The organism is Mongoliitalea lutea (assembly GCF_014652135.1).
In the GTDB taxonomy this organism is placed as follows: Bacteria; Bacteroidota; Bacteroidia; order Cytophagales; family Cyclobacteriaceae; genus Mongoliitalea; species Mongoliitalea lutea.
Genome location: NZ_BMYF01000020.1, coordinates 1 through 18,259, shown reverse-complemented (window position 1 = coordinate 18,259; position 18,259 = coordinate 1). Strand labels below are relative to the sequence as shown.

Genomic DNA, 18,259 nt, shown 5'->3' with positions numbered 1-18,259 from the left:
GGGATTGTTTGTCTAAAATTTGAATGGTTTGCTGAGCCACACTTTGGAAGCAAGTGAGGATTAAAGCTAGCAGGAAATATTTCTTGAAGGATTGGACGCTTTTCAAAACTTGATAGTTCAAAGAGTTTAGAAGCATAACTTGATTTTGGAGTTGCTAGTTCATCAAATGAATCGCACTTTGATCAATCTTGATTGATTATTGAAATTTTTTTATAAATTTAGTCAAACCTAAGTACTATGTTTAAACTCAAACATTTGGAGAAAGTCCAAACTCGGAAGGAATTGATAGCTTTGGCCAAGTCAGAAGGCGTTAATTTAAAACCAACCTTGAAAAAACTTGCCTATGAAGAGGAGCTGCGGGAGTTGCAGACGGAGTTGGCTTTGCTTCTCCAACATATCATTCAGCATCAATTGCGGGTGGCTGTGATTTTTGAAGGTAGGGATGCCGCCGGAAAAGGTGGTTCCATCAAGCGTTTTGTAGAGCATCTGAATCCACATGCCTCAGGTGTGGTCGCATTGACCAAGCCAACGGATATTGAAAAAGGTCAATGGTATTTTCAGCGATACATAGAAGTGTTACCCAACAGGGGGGAAATCAAGTTTTTTGATAGAAGTTGGTATAACCGTGCAGTAGTAGAGCCGGTGATGGGTTTCTGTACGAAAGAGCAGTACCATATTTTTATGTCGGAGGTGCCTAGTTTTGAATACATGCTCCACGAAGACGGTATTAAGTTGATCAAGTTTTGGTTTGATATCAGCAAGGATGAGCAAAAAAAGCGCTTCGATTCCCGATTAGAAAACCCTTTAAAGAACTGGAAATTCAGCCCTGTGGATTTGAAAGGGCAGGAATTATGGGATGAAAACACACATTACAAGGAGCAAATGTTTACGGATACGCATACGGTTTATAGTCCATGGGTGATCGTGGAAACGAACAATAAAGAATTAGCAAGGCTGGAAAGTTTGAGGTATGTGTTATCTCAGTTTGACTACGAAGGCAAGGGCAGCACGAAAGCCACCTTGCAGCACGACCCGAATGTGGTCTATAAATATTTCAGAAAATCCAAAAAACTTGACCTATGAGTAAGCTAGCATTGACAGAAGAAGACCTACAAATACTCAATAGCAAGATTGGGTTGAAGCACTTACTCGCTCATAAAAAGGTAGATGTTCAACAGGCATTGGAAGCTGCAAAAGCAGAAATCCAACTTCGGGAAATTCAAGCCGAGTTGGTAAGGCTCCAACTATGGCTTATCGAACAAGGTAAAAAGCTGATTTTACTTTTCCACGGAGGTGTTTCCATTGAGAAAAGTGGGATTATTCGTAAGATTTTGTCCCATAATAATCCAAGACATTACCGGATTGAGGTCAATCTTCCGCATGTCACACAATTGGAGACGGGGGAGTGGTATTTCAAAAAGTTTGTTGCTAAGTTGCCTCAACCGGGCGAAATGGTTTTTTGGGATCGTAGTTGGTATAACCGGGCCTTGATTGAACCCATTCATGGATTGTGTACCGAGGAAGAGTATGAATTATTCATCAAGCAAGTCAATGGCTTCGAGCAGATGTTGGTGGAATCCGGCTATCATCTGGTGAAATTCTATTTCTCAGTCAGCAAAAAAGAGCAGCAAAAGCGAATGGCTGAAATCCAAAAAGATCCTTTAGCCAAATGGAAACTATTGCCCTTGGATTTTGAGTCCTATGATCTGTGGGATCAGTTTGAGTCCTACAAAAAGGCCATGTTTGAACAGACCGACACCCTTCACGCCCCATGGGTTGAAATCTCCGTAGAAAGGCGCCAAGAAGAAATCACCTTAGCAGCTAAGCATTTGCTTTCTTTGTTTCCTTATAAGGAGGGGTGATTTCATAAGGCTTTGTTAAGCATTTAATTGCTGATAAAAAGGGGATTTAACTATTCATTTCCTTGCGTCTCCGCGCTTTTGCGAGCTTTTATACTTCCCCCAAAAATACCCAGGGAATATCAGTGCTTTAAGCTTCCAGTCGTTCTTTTCATGGAGGCTTAGACTTTTATCCGCATGTACTGCTCGATACATTTTACCAGCTAATAGTGTATGTCCGATCAAAGCCAAAAATAAGATCCCGTAAATGATCAGTTCATTCATAGTTTTTGAAGCTTTAAGGCAGTCCAGTTATCCTTTACTTTTTTGCCCAGAAGTTTGAAGCCTTCTTTTTCAGCACTTGCTTGGATATCTGCAATGTCGTGTTCGTAAAAACCACTTAGCAAAAGGAATCCAGTAGGTTTTACCAGCGTGCCATACACTTCCATTTCATCTAAAAGTACATTTTTATTGATGTTAGCCAAGACAATGTCGTAGGTTCCTTGAGGTTTTACGTCTCTTACGGTGCCTTTACCCATTTTTACATGGGACATGCCATTGAGGGTAAAGTTTTCATCACCATTTTCCACGCACCATTCATCGATATCAAAAGCTTCCACCTCAGATGCTCCCAGCAAATGTGCCATTATGGCCAAAATACCTGTTCCAGCTCCGATATCCAGTACTCGCTTACCTTGGTGATGTGTCTCCAGCTGATGGGCAATCATAGAATAGGTTGTCGCGTGATGACCGGTCCCAAAAGACATTTTCGGGTTGATCAGGATTTGGTAAGGAAACTCGGGTTTTTCCTCATGAAAAGAAGCCCGTACGTATACTTGATTTTCCACCATGATTGGGTCATAGTGTTTTTCCCATTCCTCATTCCAGTTGACTTTTGCCATCTTTCCTTCAATTACCTCGATAGCCGCCACCGAAGTATAGCGAGCAATCACCTCATCATAGGTACTGCGGTCTAATTGATCTTCTGGAATATAAGCGTCAAAGCCCGTATCAGTCTCCAAAAAAGAATCAAAGCCAACTTCAGACAGTTCCGCTATCAATATTTCACGAAAATCTTCAGCGCAGGAAATTTTAAATTCTAGGTATTGCATGGGGAGTATTAACTATCGTAATGAAATCTACACGAAATGACTGTAATCCCTAAGCCATCTACGTGATAGACAATTCTATGTTCTTGATCAATTCTTCTGGACCAAAAACCTGCTAAATCATGTTTTAAAGGTTCAGGTTTCCCTATTCCTTCAAAGGGCGTTCGGAGAATAACTTTGATTAACTCATTAATTTTCTTCACCATTTTGGGATTTACTTTTTGCCAATAATTATAATCTTCCCAAGCGTGTAAGGTGAAGGCTAGTTTCATCAGCTTTCTAAGGTAGGATGTAAGATTTTGCCTGCTTTCATTTGTTCGATAGACTCATACAATCTATCGGCGTTTTTCTTAGAGCTTAATAAATGAAGAGTTTCCATGATAGCATTATACTCTTCAAGAGAGATCACAACAGCCCCTTTACCTGATTTTCGTTTGATAATCAAAATCTCATTTTCCTGTTCTACCTGATCAAGAAAATTTTTTAAACCTGTTCTGAATTCGGAATAGTTTGCTGCTATCATGGAAGTTTATTTTGGACAAAATTACGTACTTTTTTCCGTACTTAAAAGGACTTAATAATATCCACAAAATCTCTTGATTTCAAAGAAGCGCCTCCAATCAACCCTCCATCCACGTCAGGCTTGGAGAAGATATCTTTGGCATTGCCCGGATTACAGCTGCCACCGTAAAGGATGGATAGATTATCGGCAACTTCCTGTCCATACTTCGAAGCAAAATGACCTCTCAAGGCAGCATGCATTTCCTGTGCTTGATCAGAAGAGGCAGTTTTACCCGTACCGATAGCCCAGATAGGCTCGTATGCAATCACGAGTTTGGAGATTTCTTCGGCAGAAAATCCAAATAAACTTTCCGTTAGTTGATTTTTCACATACTCCTCATGCGTTTCTGCTTCACGGATATCCAAAGGTTCTCCACAACAGAAGATAGGAGTCAAACCATTTGCCAGGGCTTGCTTGGTTTTTTCTGTCAGTAGCTCGTTGGATTCTTTGAAATATTCTCTGCGCTCACTGTGTCCCAAGATCACAAATGAAGCTCCAAATGATGCTAGCATTGATGCGGCAATCTCTCCAGTATAAGCACCTGAGGCTTTATCCGAGCAATTTTGGGCTCCCAAAAATAAGTTTGGAGTATCTCCAATAAGCTTTTTGACCGGGTATAAATGAACAAATGGAGGGTTTAAGATGGCAGTGACATCGCTGTGCTGCTCATCTTTCAGCATGTTAACAATCTCGGAAGTGAGTTTCTGTCCCTCGTCAAAGCCAAGGTTCATTTTCCAGTTTCCAGCTACAATTTTCTTACGCATGGTATGTAATGGTTTAATGAAAGATTTGAAAAAAGTGGCATAAGGCCTTACTTTTGGATGGCTAAATTACACAAAATGTCCTTCCCAAGAAAAGAATACGGTTCGGAGCCTGCTAAAAAGTACTGGTCACTCTCGGAAGCGAAAGTGAAGATAGCTGCTTTTTGTGCGTATCAGGAACGCTGTCAGCAGGAAGTGCGCGTACGATTAGCTGAGCGAGGAATTCATGGAGATCAGGCAGAAGACCTGATTGCCCTGATGATTGAAGAAGGATTTTTGAATGAAGAACGCTTTGCACAGGCCTTTGTAAGAGGGAAGTTTTCGCTCAAAAAATGGGGCAGGATCAAGATTCGTCAAGCCCTGAAATTCAAAAAAATATCAGATCGCTGCATTGCCACAGGGATGAAGGAAATAGAAGCTGATGAGTATTTTAAGATTCTCCAACAGGAAGCGGAAAAGAAATGGAATAGCTTGGAGAAGTTGGATCCTTTCCCAAGGAAAATGAAAGTTCAACAGTTTTTAGTGGGTAGGGGCTTTGAACAAGACCTGATTCAGGCTGCATTTGCTGAAATAGAGGAGTTAAAATAGAACAAACACTTTAATTATTGCGTGAAATCTTCTAATTTGCGAAATATTTGACGGTCAAATGATTCAAAAGTTATTCCCTTTAGACAAAAATTACATTTTGAGACAAGCGCAATCTCAATTGGAAGATGCAATGCTTGATTTGATGGTGTATGAGTTGAGGAAATCTTATACGCAGCTCTACAACCCTCTGATGCTAATGGATACTACTTTTGCTCAGATTTTGGACACCTACGATTATCCAGTGGACCGTTTACGGTTGATTTACCGTCAACTTTGCGGAATTTACCGCTTCAAAAACAAGGACAACCAATTAGAAATCTTGTTTGATGGGCGTACACATTTGGAGAAGTTTCAAGATGACTGGACCGCTCAAATGCAAGCTTGGTGCAGAGAACTCGGTCAGTATGAGCAATACGTAAAGACCATGCTTCGTATGACCTTATTATACGATGGAGAAGGTAGGGCAGAGTGGTCCGAGAATCACTGCAAATCCTTTATCAACCAACACTTCGAACTCAAAATCGTCAAAAGAAAAGGCGAATTAAAGCTCAAGCTCGCATAGGACAGCCTAGGTTTTTTTACTAAAGATTGATTGCCGCCCACAGCCGCCTGACAGGTACACGAATGAGCATCACAGGAATGTTGGCATGCTTCCAAAGGGTGGACGTGATAAATTTTGATTTTCTAAAATAGTGCTATCATTCTTTTGAATGGATGTCAGTTTCTAATTCCGACCTCTTGGGCTTTGGCGTTAGACTTTGAGAATTTTGGGGTAACCATACTACTTACCATACGAATAGGTTATCCCTAGCTCCCCAATTTCTCCTCCTGCTGTTGCTTTAGTGCATGCTTTTTTTGTGATCTGTAGAAAAGGAAATAGTCAAATGCCAGCATCCACCCCATCCAAAATAGCACTCGGCATCTCGTAAAAAAAAATGGCTGAGAACTTAAAATATCCTCAACCATTTTGCAATGCTATTCAATAAAATCTGCGGGAATCCGATAAATCCCCTTGATCTGCTAGAGCCTAATCAGCCGTCCCGCTTTGGATTATCTGCCCCATAAACACAGCATTTAGGAATAGCTTGTTGGTACCAAACCAAATTCCACGGAAATTTGGGTTATCAACAAACCCTACAACTCTACCACTGCCAACTTTTTTCACTTGCGTGGAAGCAGTGTTTTTTACTTTTGCTAAGTTTTCAGGATGTACGTAACCGGATGCCAATCCTTCAGAGGTATAGGTTACAGGATTGGCATAAGGATTTTTCGCGGGCTCTAAGAAGAGGTTATTGTTTCTGAATAAGTAGATTTTCTCCTGATCAAAGCCATAGCCCAATGGATGTGTCGTATCCACTTTTCCATGGAAGATGGTTCCACTGGTCAATCGAGCTCCTGTATTTTTCTCGTAGTCTGCGTAAGGCTTCAATCCTTCTTCTTTCTTTTCGTCCTCCTCCTTGAATTTGAATGTGGCAATTTCTTGCTCACTCAACCATTTTAAGGCATTACCACGTGCGATTAAGGTATTTCCTTGACCCACCCATGATTTGATTTTTTCTGCTTGAGATTTATTCAAGGCATTGTAAGTTCCATTGGGCATTACCAATACATTGTATCTACTAAGATCAGCACCGGCAATGCGCTCAATAGGCAACAAGGTAATTGTCATGTCCATACGCTTATCCATCAAATGCCAAATCTCACCTGCCTCCAAAGAATTCACACCTGTTCCTACAACCAACGCTACTTCAGGTTTTTTTAATACCGGCATGGTCGGCGAACCCACATTATAGCCTGCGGTATAGCCTGTACTGATTTTATGGATATTTATCCCCGTAACTTTAGCTAGACTGTCCAAATCGTTTTCAAGCTTGGACCAATCGCTTTTGGGAGCATCTTTTTTCAAACCTACCAAGATACTACCCCTATTCAAGCGCTTGCCAGTTGGGATAGTTAATGGTTCGGTAGATGTACGTACTAGGTAGCCTTTGGAAATGAGTTCAAATGTGAGTTTGGGAGCGTAATAAGACTCCCAGCCAAAAGCATATGCGACCGCATCATCTTCTCCGATCAATTCTCCTGCGGTCAATGCAAAATCTTCTTGAATAGGGCTAACATTGGCCAAATTATAAATTCGGCTATTGAGACCAGCATAATCCAAATTGAAAGACATGGGTAGCGTCCAAGCCGAGACATCATAAAATAGGCTGTCCTTAAATTCATTCCGTACCTCAAACATAGCCTTGATCAAGCGATACTGCGGCTGATCTGTAGGCACTATATAAGCTTTTCCTCCCTTGTAGGCTACACCGTTGACAGTGATGTCCTCGTTCAATTCAAATACTTTTACCTGATGTTGACGAAGGATGTCCGCTAAATGATATCCCCTTGCTGCATCTACTTCTGAACCAAAAATATAGGCCTTTTCAGGGTCGGAAGCAGCGATATTGGCTGCGTCTTTATAGAATTCATGGGTAAGCTTGTTGAAATCTCCTTTGATGTCTGCTGCCGCTGCAAAAGAGCTTAAAGCTGCTTTGAATTGATTTTTAACTGTATGTGCAAATGTGAGTAAGCCAAAATCGCTTTCCTGTAGGTGTCCTCTTGAAGACGCTTGTTCAAACAGAATACCTACTGAACCTTGGATATCAGGGTATGTAGATCCGTACCCAAAGTAGTATTCATCAAAGCGCTCTTTGGCAAAATACAAGCCTTTGCTTTGGTCAAACTCTTTCACATGGTAATCCGCCATGCGCTTGGTCATGTCAATGATATTTTTTGGTATCAGTGGGTGGTCACGGGAAGGAATGGCCGGTTGGAAGAAAAAGGTGGTATTCGTACCCATTTCATGGAAATCCAAGTAGATATTTGGTAACCACTCCTGGAATTTAGCTACCCGGTTTTGGGATTCTGGATGCTGCACAAGCAACCAATCCCGATTCAGGTCAAACCAATAATGATTCCCTCTACCACCTGGCCAAGCTTCACTCAGTTCACGATTGTTTGGGTCTCCGTTTAGATTCATCGAGCGGTGTGCATTGACCCAAGTAGAATAACGGGCATAGCCATCTGGATTCAACAGTGGATCGATAAGTACGATGATATTTTCGAGATCGTCTGCCACCTCATTGGCAGCCGCAAAATGGTAAGCTGCCAGTACAGCGGAGTTGATGGCACTCGCTTCATTGCCATGTACGCTGTAGCCCATTTGAAGCACTACAGGCATTGCTGCATAATCTATGCTTGCTTTAGCATCTCGGAGAGACTGCCTATCTTCTTTGATTTCATCCAGCTTTCCAAAGTTTTCAGGGGCTGTAATGGTCAATAGGATTTGTGGACGTTTTTCGTGGCTCTTGCCAAACTCTTCCAAGCTAACACGAGTACTGCTTGCAGCCAAAGCCTCAAAGTACCGGATTACTTGTCCATAATCAATCGTCCATTCACCTACTTCATAGCCCAAAAAAGACTTGGGAGTGGGTACCTCCGGGTTGTAGGTGAATCCTTCGGGCAGGTAATAAGATAAGGGAATTTCAGCAGTTCCTTCGGGAGATCTTTGGGCAAAAGCGTTGCTATATGCAAAGCAGGCCAGAGAAATTACTAAAATGATTTTTTTCATAGTGGGCATTCATTGTATCACATGACAATATGACACCAAGATTTCAGAGAATCAACACATTAAACAGATAAATTAATTTTTTGAAGAAGTTCGGGATTGAAATTCCTCTTAAGTCTAACTAAAAAAGCCTTACTGCTTTCACAGTAAGGCTTCTATAAGTATATCTTCATCAAGGCTTTCCCAGTGTATGCCCTCTCCCTGTCCTATTAATCTGTAATTACCTTATAGTAACCACAGCTAGCTCTCTGACAGCCTCTGCTATACCTTCAGGGTCAAAGCCGCACTCTCTGTGCAATTCGATTTGCTCTCCATGTTCGACAATTCTATCGGGAATACCCAACCGCTTCACTTGTGCCTGGTAACCGTTATCCATCATCCATTCAACAACAGCAGAACCAAATCCACCCATCAGGCATCCATCTTCTACCGTAATTACTTTTTTGAATTTGCCAAACACTTCGTGCAATAAGGATTCATCCAATGGCTTTACAAATCGCATATCATAGTGCGCTGGGTTTAACCCTTCTTTTACGAGCATTTCAGTTGCTTCGACTGCGTAGTTCCCTATATGTCCAATGGTTAAAATCGCAACGTCTTCACCTTCTTTGATGATTCTACCTTGTCCGATAGGAATCTCTCTCATAGGTGTTCTCCACTCTGGCATTACACCTTGACCTCTTGGGTAACGGATAGAGAATGGGCCTTCGAATTTCGTTGCCGTAAACATCAAATTTCTCAGTTCTTCCTCATCCATGGGAGCGGTCACAACCATATTTGGAATGCAACGGAAATAAGCAATATCATAAGCCCCATGGTGCGTAGGTCCATCAGCCCCTGCAAATCCAGCTCTATCTAGACAGAAGACCACTTGTAAGTTTTGCAAAGCTACATCATGCACGACCTGATCGTAAGCACGCTGCATAAATGAACTGTAAATATTACAGAATGGAATCAAACCTTGAGTTGCCAAACCTGCGGAGAATGTAACCGCATGTTGCTCTGCAATCCCCACATCAAATGCGCGGTCAGGCATTTCTTTCATCATGATATTCAGTGATGAACCTGATGGCATAGCGGGAGTGATTCCCATGATTTTGTCATTCTCTTTTGCCAACTCAACCAATGTATGTCCAAATACATCTTGATATTTTGGCGCTTGTGGTTTCGTCGGAGTTTTCTTGTAAATCTCACCCGTTACCTTATCAAACAATCCTGGTGCATGCCATGTAGTCTTATTACCGTTTTCAGCTGGCGCATAGCCCTTGCCTTTGACTGTCACACAGTGAAGAATTTTTGGTCCGGGAATATCCCTTAGATCTGATAGTACTTCTACTAAATGGTGCACGTCATGTCCATCTACAGGGCCGAAATACCGCAAATTCAAGGATTCAAATAAGTTGCTTTGTTTAAGAACCGCAGATTTGATCGCACCTTCAACTTTGGAAATGATTTCCTGTGCAGAAGATCCAAACTTGCTGAATTTTCCTAAAATATTCCAAACCTCATCTTTGACCTTATTGTAGGTATGTGAAGTGGTAATGTCAGTTAAATAATCCTTCAATGCACCTACATTGGGATCAATGGACATGCAATTGTCATTTAAGATAATGATCATATTAGTGTCCGAAACCCCAGCATGGTTCATGGCCTCGAAGGCCATTCCTCCGGTCATAGAGCCATCACCGATGACGGCTACGTGCTGTTTCCTTGATAAACCTTTGTATTTGGAAGCAACTGCCATACCCAAGGCAGCAGAGATAGATGTACTGGAGTGACCTACGCCAAATGTGTCGTACTCACTTTCTTTCCTTTTGGGAAAGCCTGACATACCTCCATAAATTCTATTGGTATGAAATTTTTCTTTTCTACCAGTCAGAATTTTATGTCCATAAGCCTGATGGCCCACATCCCATACCAATTGATCATCCGGAGTATTCAACACATAGTGCAAAGCAACGGTTAATTCCACTACACCTAAGCTTGCTCCAAAATGTCCCCCATACACCGAAACATTGTCTACAATAAACTGTCTCAGTTCATCACAGATTTGAACAAGTTGGTCTTTGGAAAAATTTTTAAGATCATCGGGTGTGTTGATCTGAGCAAGTAATTTACCTGGTTGGATTATCATCAGCGGTCTATTTCTTTATAGAAGAAAATAACAAATTGGAGCTTGATTTGTTCGTCAATATTTCTCCAGACAATCGTAAATTAATTCAAACCATTTGAAACATGGTCCAGCAATTTACTATTTATTGAATATCTTTGGATTCAAGATGGTGCAAAATTAACATAAAAATATTCAATAGTTGAGTTTCGAAATTAAATTACCGCTTTTCGAGGGTCCTTTTGACCTCATGCTCTTCTTCATCGAGCGAGATGAATTGGATATACATGACATTCCTATTTCAAAAATCACCCAGGATTTTTTGGATTATATCCATCAATTGGAAAAGTTGGAAATAGAGGTGGCAAGTGAATTTATCTTGTTTGCGGCCACGTTGATGAAAATTAAGTCTAAAATGCTGATACCTCGTCCAGAACTCAATGAGGAAGGAGAGGAAATAGATCCTCGGGAAGAATTGGTGCGGCATTTATTGGAGTACAAAAAATACAAATCTGTCATTGGAGACTTGGCAAATTTGGAAGAACTACGCCTTTCCAAAGAAAAAAGAGGAAATATAGCTGCCGAGCTCAAGGAATTATCAAAGGTAGAGGATGTGGAAGCGGAGATGCAGGATATCGATCTGTATAAATTACTCAAGGTATTTCAACGGGTGATGTCCAAGTATGCTTCCCGGACAGATGAAACCAAACATACGGTGATTCAATACCCTTACACCATAGAGCAGCAAAAAGAATTTGTGTTGGAAAAAATCAGTTTTAAAAATAAAATTCCATTTTCGGACTTTATTAGCTATAAGCCCGATAAAATATTCGTCATTTATACCTTCTTAGCAATTCTTGAACTCCTGCAACTTTCTTTGGTTACTATCGTGATTGGAGAGGGTTTTAATAATTTCTGGGTAGAAAAAATAGAAACAGTGCCTGCTGCTTAATATGAAGTTGGATAACAAAAAGATTTTCGAAACCTTAAATCCTAATAAGGTTTGGGTGCCGGTACTGATAGGGATTGCTATTGTCTTTGGACTCTTTTACGCTGACCCCAATGTGAATGCCAAAACACTGAAAGGGGTATTTGATGCAGCGCCCATCGGGATTTTCCTGGCCATTCTGGTGATTTTGGGGAGAGATGCTGGCTATATATATAGAATTCGTGAAATTACTGACAGGCAGTTGACATGGACTCGGGCCTTATATGTCATTATTTTGTGGGAATTTGCCTCTGCAGTGACTCCGTCCATTGTTGGAGGTACAGCGGTAGCAGTATTTATTCTCAATAAGGAAGGCATCAAATTGGGTAAAGCAATGGCCTATGTCATGGTCACGGCCATTTTGGATAATTTATTCTTTGTCATTGGTGCTCCAATTATTCTTTATTTCGCCCAAGGAAATATATTTCCTGAAAGTAGACTGATGGAAATGCGTCTAGGTAAAAGTTTGGAAGTCTTGTTTTGGTCAAGCTATGCCCTGTATGCCATCTATTCCATTGTCATGGCGGCGGCCTTATTCTACCGCCCTCGGGTATTCAAATGGATTTTGGTGAAACTATTTTCCATCAAATGGTTAAGAAAGTGGAAATATGATGCGCATGAATATGGAAATCAAATCATCGAGGCATCCAAAGAGTTGAAGGGAAAAACCATCAAGTACTGGGCGCCAATCGTGGGAGCAACTATCTTTATTTGGTCTTCCCGATATTTAATGTTGAATGCGCTGATTTCAGCATATGATTCCTTGACTTTCTATGAACACGTCATTGTATTTGCTAGGCAAGTAATCATGTGGATTGTGATGATGATTTCTCCTACACCGGGAAGTAGTGGTACTGCGGAATTCTTTTTCACCCAATTCTTCACCGAGTTTTTGGGTGGATATACCTTCGTCACAAGTATTTTGTGGAGGTTGCTGTCCTATTATCCGTATTTGTTATTGGGAGCGATTTTCTTACCTCGGTGGATTAAGCAGGTGTTCTTTGTCAAAAAAGAATCTTAAATTCCAGCATGTTACAGGATTTCAGTGTTCAAGAGATCGTACAAATTACCTCGGCTACTGTCATTAATGGTGGGATGAATGGCCGATTTTCACAGGTTAGTACAGATTCGAGAACCATTCATCAGCCATCAGAAACCTTATTTATAGCATTAAAAGGTGCCAAATTTGATGGACATCAATTTATCCAACAGCTAGTCAATCAAGGAGTCAAAGGCTTTTTAGTCAGGCATGGAGAAGAAGTGCCAACAGGAATTTCTGAAGATATCTATCTATTTGCTGTGAATGATACCCATCAAGCCTTGCAGCAATTAGCAGCTTTCCAACGAGCACTATTCCAAAAACCGTTAATTGCTATTACGGGAAGTAATGGAAAAACCATCGTTAAAGAATGGTTGGGACAGCTCCTAGGTGCGCACTATGCCGTGGCCAAAAGTCCCAAAAGTTACAACTCTCAAGTAGGTGTACCTTTGTCGATTTTTGGAATCAAGCCTTATCATCAGGTAGCTGTGATGGAAGCGGGTATTTCCAAAAAAGGAGAAATGAGCCGCCTTCAGTCGATGCTTCGGCCAGATATTGGGATTTTTACCACTATTGGCACAGCTCATGAAGAAGGATTTGATTCCCAAGCACAAAAATTACAAGAGAAAGCCAGTCTCTTTGCCGAATCAAAATTCCTTATCTATCGGAAGGAGCATGCTGCCATAGCCTCTTATCTCGAACAAGTGATGGCCCATGAGCGATTGATTGCGTGGTCGGACTATCCTGGAACAGATTATACGTTATCAGTGAAAAAGGAATCCAATTCCTCAAAAATCATTCTGCTTAAGCCGGATATGAGTATGTTTACTTTTTCCGTGCCATTTACAGATGAAGCTTCCCTGGAAAATATCCGACATGCCATCGTTGCTGGGCTGGTTTTGGGGTTGCAGGCAGGTCAGATTCAACAGGAATTGACTCATTTGAGACCTGTTGAAATGCGATTGACTTTGAAAGCAGGCATTCGTGACTGTTTGCTGATTGATGACACGTATAATAATGATCTGGCAGGTCTCCGCTTGGCTTTGGATTTTATGGCTGCCCAACGTCAAAAAAGACGACGCATAGTTATTTTATCGGATTTATTACAAGTTGGCAATCCGAGCCTTGTGTATGAGGAAGTAGGTCGATTGCTCGACTTTTATCAAATTGATCTTTTCATTGCGATTGGTAAAGAAATTCAGGCGGTGAGGAGCTCTTGGGCGGGAAAAATGCTGACGCATACCAATACAGAAGATTTTCTACAGGCATTGCCTTCTGTAGAATTTCAAAACGATCTGATTTTAGTGAGCGGAGCCAGGGCTTTTGCTTTTGAAACGATCATTGCCCGCCTTCAACAGCGCGTGCATGGGACTGTATTGGAAATCAACCTGAATGCCCTGACACATAATTATAATTTTTACAAAACCCTGCTGAAACCAAGTACCAAAGTCATGGTTATGGTAAAGGCATTTGCCTATGGAGGAGGGGCTGTAGAAATTGCCAACCATCTCGAGCAACTGAGAGCTGATTACCTAGCGGTAGCCTACAGCGATGAGGGGATCATGCTTAGAGAAGCAGGTATTCGTCTTCCTATCATGGTGCTCAATCCCGTACAAGAATCTTTCGGGCAATTATTGGCGTTCAACTTAGAACCCGTAGTGTACAGTCCTCAATTTATGAGAGACTTGGGCTTGTTTTGCCGACATCAGCAAGCGAGTATCCGCATTCATTTGGATTTGGATACAGGAATGAATCGCTTAGGGTTTAAAAAGGAAGACTTACCGCAATTAATAGCGATGATTCAGGAGTTTCAGGAATTGACCATCGCAAGTGTTTATACACATTTGGTGGGCACAGATGAAGATGTTCACGATGATTTCTCCCGGATGCAATTGATCTTATTTCAAGCAATGGCAGAAGAAATAGCTCATTCGACAGGAACTCAACCTTTCAGGCATGCGCTAAATTCGGGAGGAATCATAAGGTTTCCGGATTATCAATTCGATATGGTGAGGCTTGGGATTGGTTTGTATGGGGTAGAGGTCAATGGACGGTACGATACTTCCTTAAAATCCATTTCGAGTCTTAAAACGACCATTTCCCAAATCAAAAGCATTGCTCCCGATGAAAGTGTAGGGTATGGTAGAAAGGGTATTTTACCAAAAGGCGGGAAGATCGCCACGATTGCCATAGGGTATGCAGATGGATATGACCGACGCTTCAGTAATGGCGTAGGCTTTGTCTTGATCCATGGCAAAAAAGCACCTGTAGTGGGTAATGTATGCATGGATATGTGTATGGTGGATGTCACCGATATCGATGCACAGGAGGGAGATGAAGTCATCATCTATGGACCCGATATTTCCCTTAAGGCGCTTGCCAATGCTATAGGCACGATTCCTTATGAACTCTTGACTAATATCAGTACAAGGGTAAAACGGGTGTATTATTTAGATTAGAGGCGAGATACGAGAAACGAGAGTTTAGATAGAGAAAAGCTCGCAGAACACACGGAAAACGCAAAAAAACTCGAATAGAAAATTTCTGTCCAAAGAGTGAAGTTAAGAATCAACTAATTAACAAATCACTTAATCAACCAATAAACCAATTTCTTAACTCCTAATTTCTCATTCTTCATTCTAAATTCCATATGCCTATCTATACCGACCAAATGAAGCGCTCCATCCACATCCCTGCGTATCCTCAGCGGATTGTTTCGCTTGTGCCATCGCAGACGGAATTGTTGGTGGATTTAGGTTTGGAGGATAGAATTGTGGGTGTAACAAAGTTTTGTGTGCATCCTCAAGGGCTCAAAAAGCAAAAAACCATTATTGGAGGGACTAAGAATTTTCATTTTGACAAAATAAACGCTCTTCAACCCGATCTGATTATCGGCAATAAAGAGGAGAATTATCAAGAGGGAATAGAATTTTTAGAAAAGAAGTATCCCGTTTGGATGAGTGATATCTATACCTTGGAGGATGCTTTGGAGATGATGAGGGGAATAGGGAAGATTACTGGAACTACTGTTCAGGCTGATATTTTGATTAATGAAATCTTTCAAGGGATGGCTGCTCTTGCTCCGCAAAACAAGGGTACAGCTGTGTATCTAATTTGGAAGGATCCGGTTATGGCAGCAGGAACCCAAACGTTTATCCATGATATGTTGGGAAGAGCAGGATTTACCAACTTGGTACAGGAGCCTCGTTATCCTGAACTTTCCTTGGAGGATTTAAAAACCCTTTCCCCTGATTTTCTTTTGCTAAGTTCCGAACCCTTTCCCTTCAAACAAAAACACATCGATGAATTTGCCGCTCATTTACCGCAAACGCATGTACAATTGGTTGATGGAGAAATGTTTTCCTGGTATGGGAGTAGGTTACGGTATTTTGTTGATTATGTGGTAAATAGGGTTGTGTAAAATTTTTTTTCATTGAAAATTAGCAACTTGATAAAATAGTGTAAAAAATTTTCAAACTGCATTTGCGTTTATAGTTTGGGGGGGTATTTTTAGTTCAGAAAGATAAAGATTGGCGCCGAAAAATTATTTTTCTTGGGCAGTCAACGGTTGGCTGTCGTCAAGTTTTCAACCAAATTATCGTTTCAAATGAAAAAACTATCATTTCTTATCGTCTTGGGAGTATTCTTTACCGCGTTCCTTCCAAGTCAGCAAGTTCAAGCTGATCCTAATCCATTGAGTGATGCCATATCACTCGCTAAAGTGATTGCAGAGGGTATTGATAAAGGTTGTGACAATCTTCGAGAATCAGGTGCTCTGCAGAAACGTTGTAAAAACCTTGACTGTATACCAGTTGCATGTATTTCATTTAGAAAAGCATGCGGCAGTTTATCAGATTGTGAGAAATAAATTAAAAAAATCTAAATTATGGATCAGTGAGGGTGATAATCACTTTCACTGATTCAATTATTAGTCAGTATGAGAAAAGTATTCATTAATATCATAGCGTTTCTGTTCTTATATGGATGTGGTAAAAAAGAGAACACAGCTTTAGTCACAGGTGTTGATGATCAATTTTCGGTAAAGTTGGATACGGTTTTAATCCAACCTTCAAGAAGTTCGCAAGTAGGAAGATTTGAATGGACAGGCAGTGAAGTCTTATATATTGACCATTTGTACGGGTTTATAGAATCCTATTCTCCTGAGGGCAATTTTATCAAGCGTGAACTGAGAATCCTTCAAGGACCAGAGGAATTGGCTAGTATCAGTTCGGTTAGTGCCCATGAATATGGTTTTACAGTCAAAGGAGAGGGTTGGACATTTTATGAGCATGATAAAGAGTGGAAGTTTCAGAGAAAGTACACCGTCTATGCGGATGCAGCCTATGAAGTAGATCAATTAATTCAAAATCCTGTAGCCAGTTCCACTATGATGTATGAACTGCAGCATTACAATGACCATTTTCCTGTGTCGGGAGACTATTTTTATGCAAAGGTGGACTGTGAACACCCTACTTTCAATGCATTTATCAATCCATCATTTTATAAAGAGGCATTTTTAGTGGCCAAAATCAGTCGAAGAGATGGTAAAATGGAGGAATTGCTGTATCATTTTCCAGAAACTTATCAGCAATACCGTTTTGTACCTTTTCATATCTTTTTTGATTTCCATATAGGGAGTTCTGGCAAGCATTGGTTGACCTTTGAGATAGATCCTACCATTTATGTTTATGATGCATCAAAAAGTCTAGTTGGTACCTTTGGAGTCCCAGGAGTAAATATGCGTACATCCTATCCAGAGACCAGGACCTTGGATGTGGCATTTGATACTGACCTGTATAGGCAATCCCGATTTAAGGACGGCTTTTACAAGGATATTTTTGTGGATGAAGAGGCAAATCTCGTATTCCGCACGTATAGAACAGGAACCAACAATCAGACAATTGGTGAAGAGTCGGAAAATCCGCTTCGGTTACAGATTTATGAGGCAGAGCAGTTGGTTTCGGATATAGCTGTTCCTGTCAAATTTAGATTGATTGGTAAAGTTGCAGACAGACGTTACATAGCAGATGGATTTTATGATGAAACAGCCGAAAAGCAAGGGTTTTATGTATTATCGTTCTAAGTTGATAAAAATCACTTTTCTCCTATTATGCTCTTTTATGATGATTTTTCCAGTCATAGGACAGCAGGTATCCCTAAGAGGGATTGTGATGGATGCTGAGACAGGAGAGGGACTTGCACACGCCAATTTGGTATTGGTACGGCAATCTAAGGTAGCGGTTGGGAATTCACAGGGAGCCTTTTCCTTTATGCTTCCGTCTGATGTAAGGGCAACAGATACCTTAAGGGTGTCATTTATGGGATATGAATCGAGGGTCTATCAAGTTGGGAATTTAAAGAAAGACTCCAACTTACAGATCCGATTACAAAAAACAGAAAAGGTTTTAAATGCTGCCATTGTACTGGGGTATCCGGTGAAGGACTTAATGAGAAAATTTTTGGAAAATATGTCAAATACCTTCTACCCGGATCCGTTAGAGTTTGATGTCTTTTACCAGGAAGTAATAGAAGAGGATGGTAGGTACGTTGGTTTTGCAAGGGCTGCGGGATATATGCATTATGCGGGCTATGATCCTTCTTTTTTTGAAAAAAATAAAGACTCTGGCGATGGGGATGTTCATTACAATACGTTT

Annotated in this window: 19 protein-coding genes; 11 read left to right on the top strand and 8 right to left on the bottom strand. The window is 40.9% G+C overall.

Going from position 1 to position 18,259, the window contains the following annotated elements; translation table 11 throughout:
* The first annotated feature begins 237 nt into the window (after positions 1 to 237).
* Positions 238 to 1,083: a polyphosphate kinase 2 gene (gene ppk2, locus IE080_RS15040; RefSeq protein ID WP_189584423.1), complete on the top strand. Its 846-nt coding sequence runs from the start codon at positions 238 to 240 to the stop codon at positions 1,081 to 1,083.
* Positions 1,080 to 1,862 (top strand): polyphosphate kinase 2 family protein, encoded by a 783-nt coding sequence (locus tag IE080_RS15035; protein WP_189584420.1) that lies wholly within the window; start codon positions 1,080 to 1,082, stop codon positions 1,860 to 1,862. Before ppk2 ends, IE080_RS15035 begins: the two co-directional genes overlap by 4 nt.
* Positions 1,863 to 1,916: 54 nt before the next feature.
* Here IE080_RS15035 and IE080_RS15030 read toward each other — a convergent pair whose 3' ends face one another.
* Genes IE080_RS15030 through tpiA form a run of 5 tightly spaced genes read right to left on the bottom strand, consistent with a single transcriptional unit; the run spans position 1,917 to position 4,273 of the window.
* Positions 1,917 to 2,123, bottom strand: a complete 207-nt coding sequence (locus IE080_RS15030; protein ID WP_189584417.1) for a hypothetical protein — start codon at positions 2,121 to 2,123, stop codon at positions 1,917 to 1,919.
* The gene (gene prmA, locus IE080_RS15025; protein WP_189584414.1) at positions 2,120 to 2,950 is read right to left on the bottom strand and encodes a 50S ribosomal protein L11 methyltransferase; all 831 of its coding nucleotides are present in this window, start codon (positions 2,948 to 2,950) and stop codon (positions 2,120 to 2,122) included. Before prmA ends, IE080_RS15030 begins: the two co-directional genes overlap by 4 nt.
* An 8-nt stretch (positions 2,951 to 2,958) precedes the next feature.
* Positions 2,959 to 3,219 (bottom strand): Txe/YoeB family addiction module toxin, encoded by a 261-nt coding sequence (locus tag IE080_RS15020; protein WP_189584411.1) that lies wholly within the window; start codon positions 3,217 to 3,219, stop codon positions 2,959 to 2,961.
* Positions 3,219 to 3,470, bottom strand: coding sequence for a type II toxin-antitoxin system Phd/YefM family antitoxin (locus IE080_RS15015; RefSeq protein WP_189584408.1), 252 nt, complete (start codon positions 3,468 to 3,470; stop codon positions 3,219 to 3,221). The genes IE080_RS15020 and IE080_RS15015 overlap by 1 nt, the downstream gene beginning before the upstream one ends.
* A 41-nt stretch (positions 3,471 to 3,511) precedes the next feature.
* Complete coding sequence (gene tpiA / locus IE080_RS15010; protein ID WP_189584405.1) at positions 3,512 to 4,273, bottom strand: triose-phosphate isomerase; 762 nt, start codon at positions 4,271 to 4,273, stop codon at positions 3,512 to 3,514.
* A gap of 75 nt (positions 4,274 to 4,348) precedes the next feature.
* Here tpiA and IE080_RS15005 point away from each other — a divergent pair, with 75 nt between their 5' ends.
* On the top strand, positions 4,349 to 4,858 hold the full coding sequence (locus IE080_RS15005; protein ID WP_189584402.1) for a regulatory protein RecX: 510 nt from the start codon (positions 4,349 to 4,351) through the stop codon (positions 4,856 to 4,858).
* 58 nt (positions 4,859 to 4,916) lie between these two features.
* Positions 4,917 to 5,420, top strand: a complete 504-nt coding sequence (locus IE080_RS15000; protein WP_189584399.1) for a hypothetical protein — start codon at positions 4,917 to 4,919, stop codon at positions 5,418 to 5,420.
* A gap of 465 nt (positions 5,421 to 5,885) precedes the next feature.
* Here the strand turns inward: IE080_RS15000 and IE080_RS14995 are convergent, their stop codons facing one another.
* The 3 genes from IE080_RS14995 to dxs all read right to left on the bottom strand — a co-directional run bounded on the left by IE080_RS14995 (position 5,886) and on the right by dxs (position 10,602).
* On the bottom strand, positions 5,886 to 8,471 hold the full coding sequence (locus IE080_RS14995; RefSeq protein WP_189584396.1) for a M14 family metallopeptidase: 2,586 nt from the start codon (positions 8,469 to 8,471) through the stop codon (positions 5,886 to 5,888).
* A gap of 138 nt (positions 8,472 to 8,609) precedes the next feature.
* Positions 8,610 to 8,678, bottom strand: a complete 69-nt coding sequence (locus IE080_RS19755) for a DUF2442 domain-containing protein (RefSeq protein WP_189584580.1) — start codon at positions 8,676 to 8,678, stop codon at positions 8,610 to 8,612.
* A 10-nt stretch (positions 8,679 to 8,688) separates the two neighbouring features.
* Positions 8,689 to 10,602 (bottom strand): 1-deoxy-D-xylulose-5-phosphate synthase, encoded by a 1,914-nt coding sequence (gene dxs, locus IE080_RS14985; protein WP_189584393.1) that lies wholly within the window; start codon positions 10,600 to 10,602, stop codon positions 8,689 to 8,691.
* Between the two features lie 178 nt (positions 10,603 to 10,780).
* Here dxs and IE080_RS14980 point away from each other — a divergent pair, with 178 nt between their 5' ends.
* The 7 genes from IE080_RS14980 to IE080_RS14950 all read left to right on the top strand — a co-directional run.
* Positions 10,781 to 11,530 carry a segregation and condensation protein A gene (locus tag IE080_RS14980; RefSeq protein ID WP_189584390.1) on the top strand — a complete coding sequence of 250 codons (750 nt, stop codon included), beginning with the start codon at positions 10,781 to 10,783 and terminating at the stop codon, positions 11,528 to 11,530.
* Between the two features lies 1 nt (position 11,531).
* A complete protein-coding gene (locus IE080_RS14975) occupies positions 11,532 to 12,587 on the top strand; it encodes a lysylphosphatidylglycerol synthase transmembrane domain-containing protein (RefSeq protein WP_189584387.1) in 1,056 nt (351 codons plus the stop codon).
* Between the two features lie 8 nt (positions 12,588 to 12,595).
* Complete coding sequence (locus tag IE080_RS14970) at positions 12,596 to 15,064, top strand: bifunctional UDP-N-acetylmuramoyl-tripeptide:D-alanyl-D-alanine ligase/alanine racemase (RefSeq protein WP_189584384.1); 2,469 nt, start codon at positions 12,596 to 12,598, stop codon at positions 15,062 to 15,064.
* Between the two features lie 191 nt (positions 15,065 to 15,255).
* Positions 15,256 to 16,026 carry an ABC transporter substrate-binding protein gene (locus tag IE080_RS14965; RefSeq protein ID WP_189584381.1) on the top strand — a complete coding sequence of 257 codons (771 nt, stop codon included), beginning with the start codon at positions 15,256 to 15,258 and terminating at the stop codon, positions 16,024 to 16,026.
* Between the two features lie 186 nt (positions 16,027 to 16,212).
* A complete protein-coding gene (locus IE080_RS14960; protein ID WP_189584362.1) occupies positions 16,213 to 16,473 on the top strand; it encodes a hypothetical protein in 261 nt (86 codons plus the stop codon).
* Between the two features lie 69 nt (positions 16,474 to 16,542).
* Entirely contained in the window at positions 16,543 to 17,688 is a 1,146-nt protein-coding gene (locus IE080_RS14955) for a hypothetical protein (protein WP_189584359.1), read from the top strand.
* A gap of 37 nt (positions 17,689 to 17,725) precedes the next feature.
* Positions 17,726 to 18,259: carboxypeptidase-like regulatory domain-containing protein (locus IE080_RS14950; RefSeq protein ID WP_189584356.1), on the top strand; the 534-nt coding region annotated here is incomplete at its 3' end.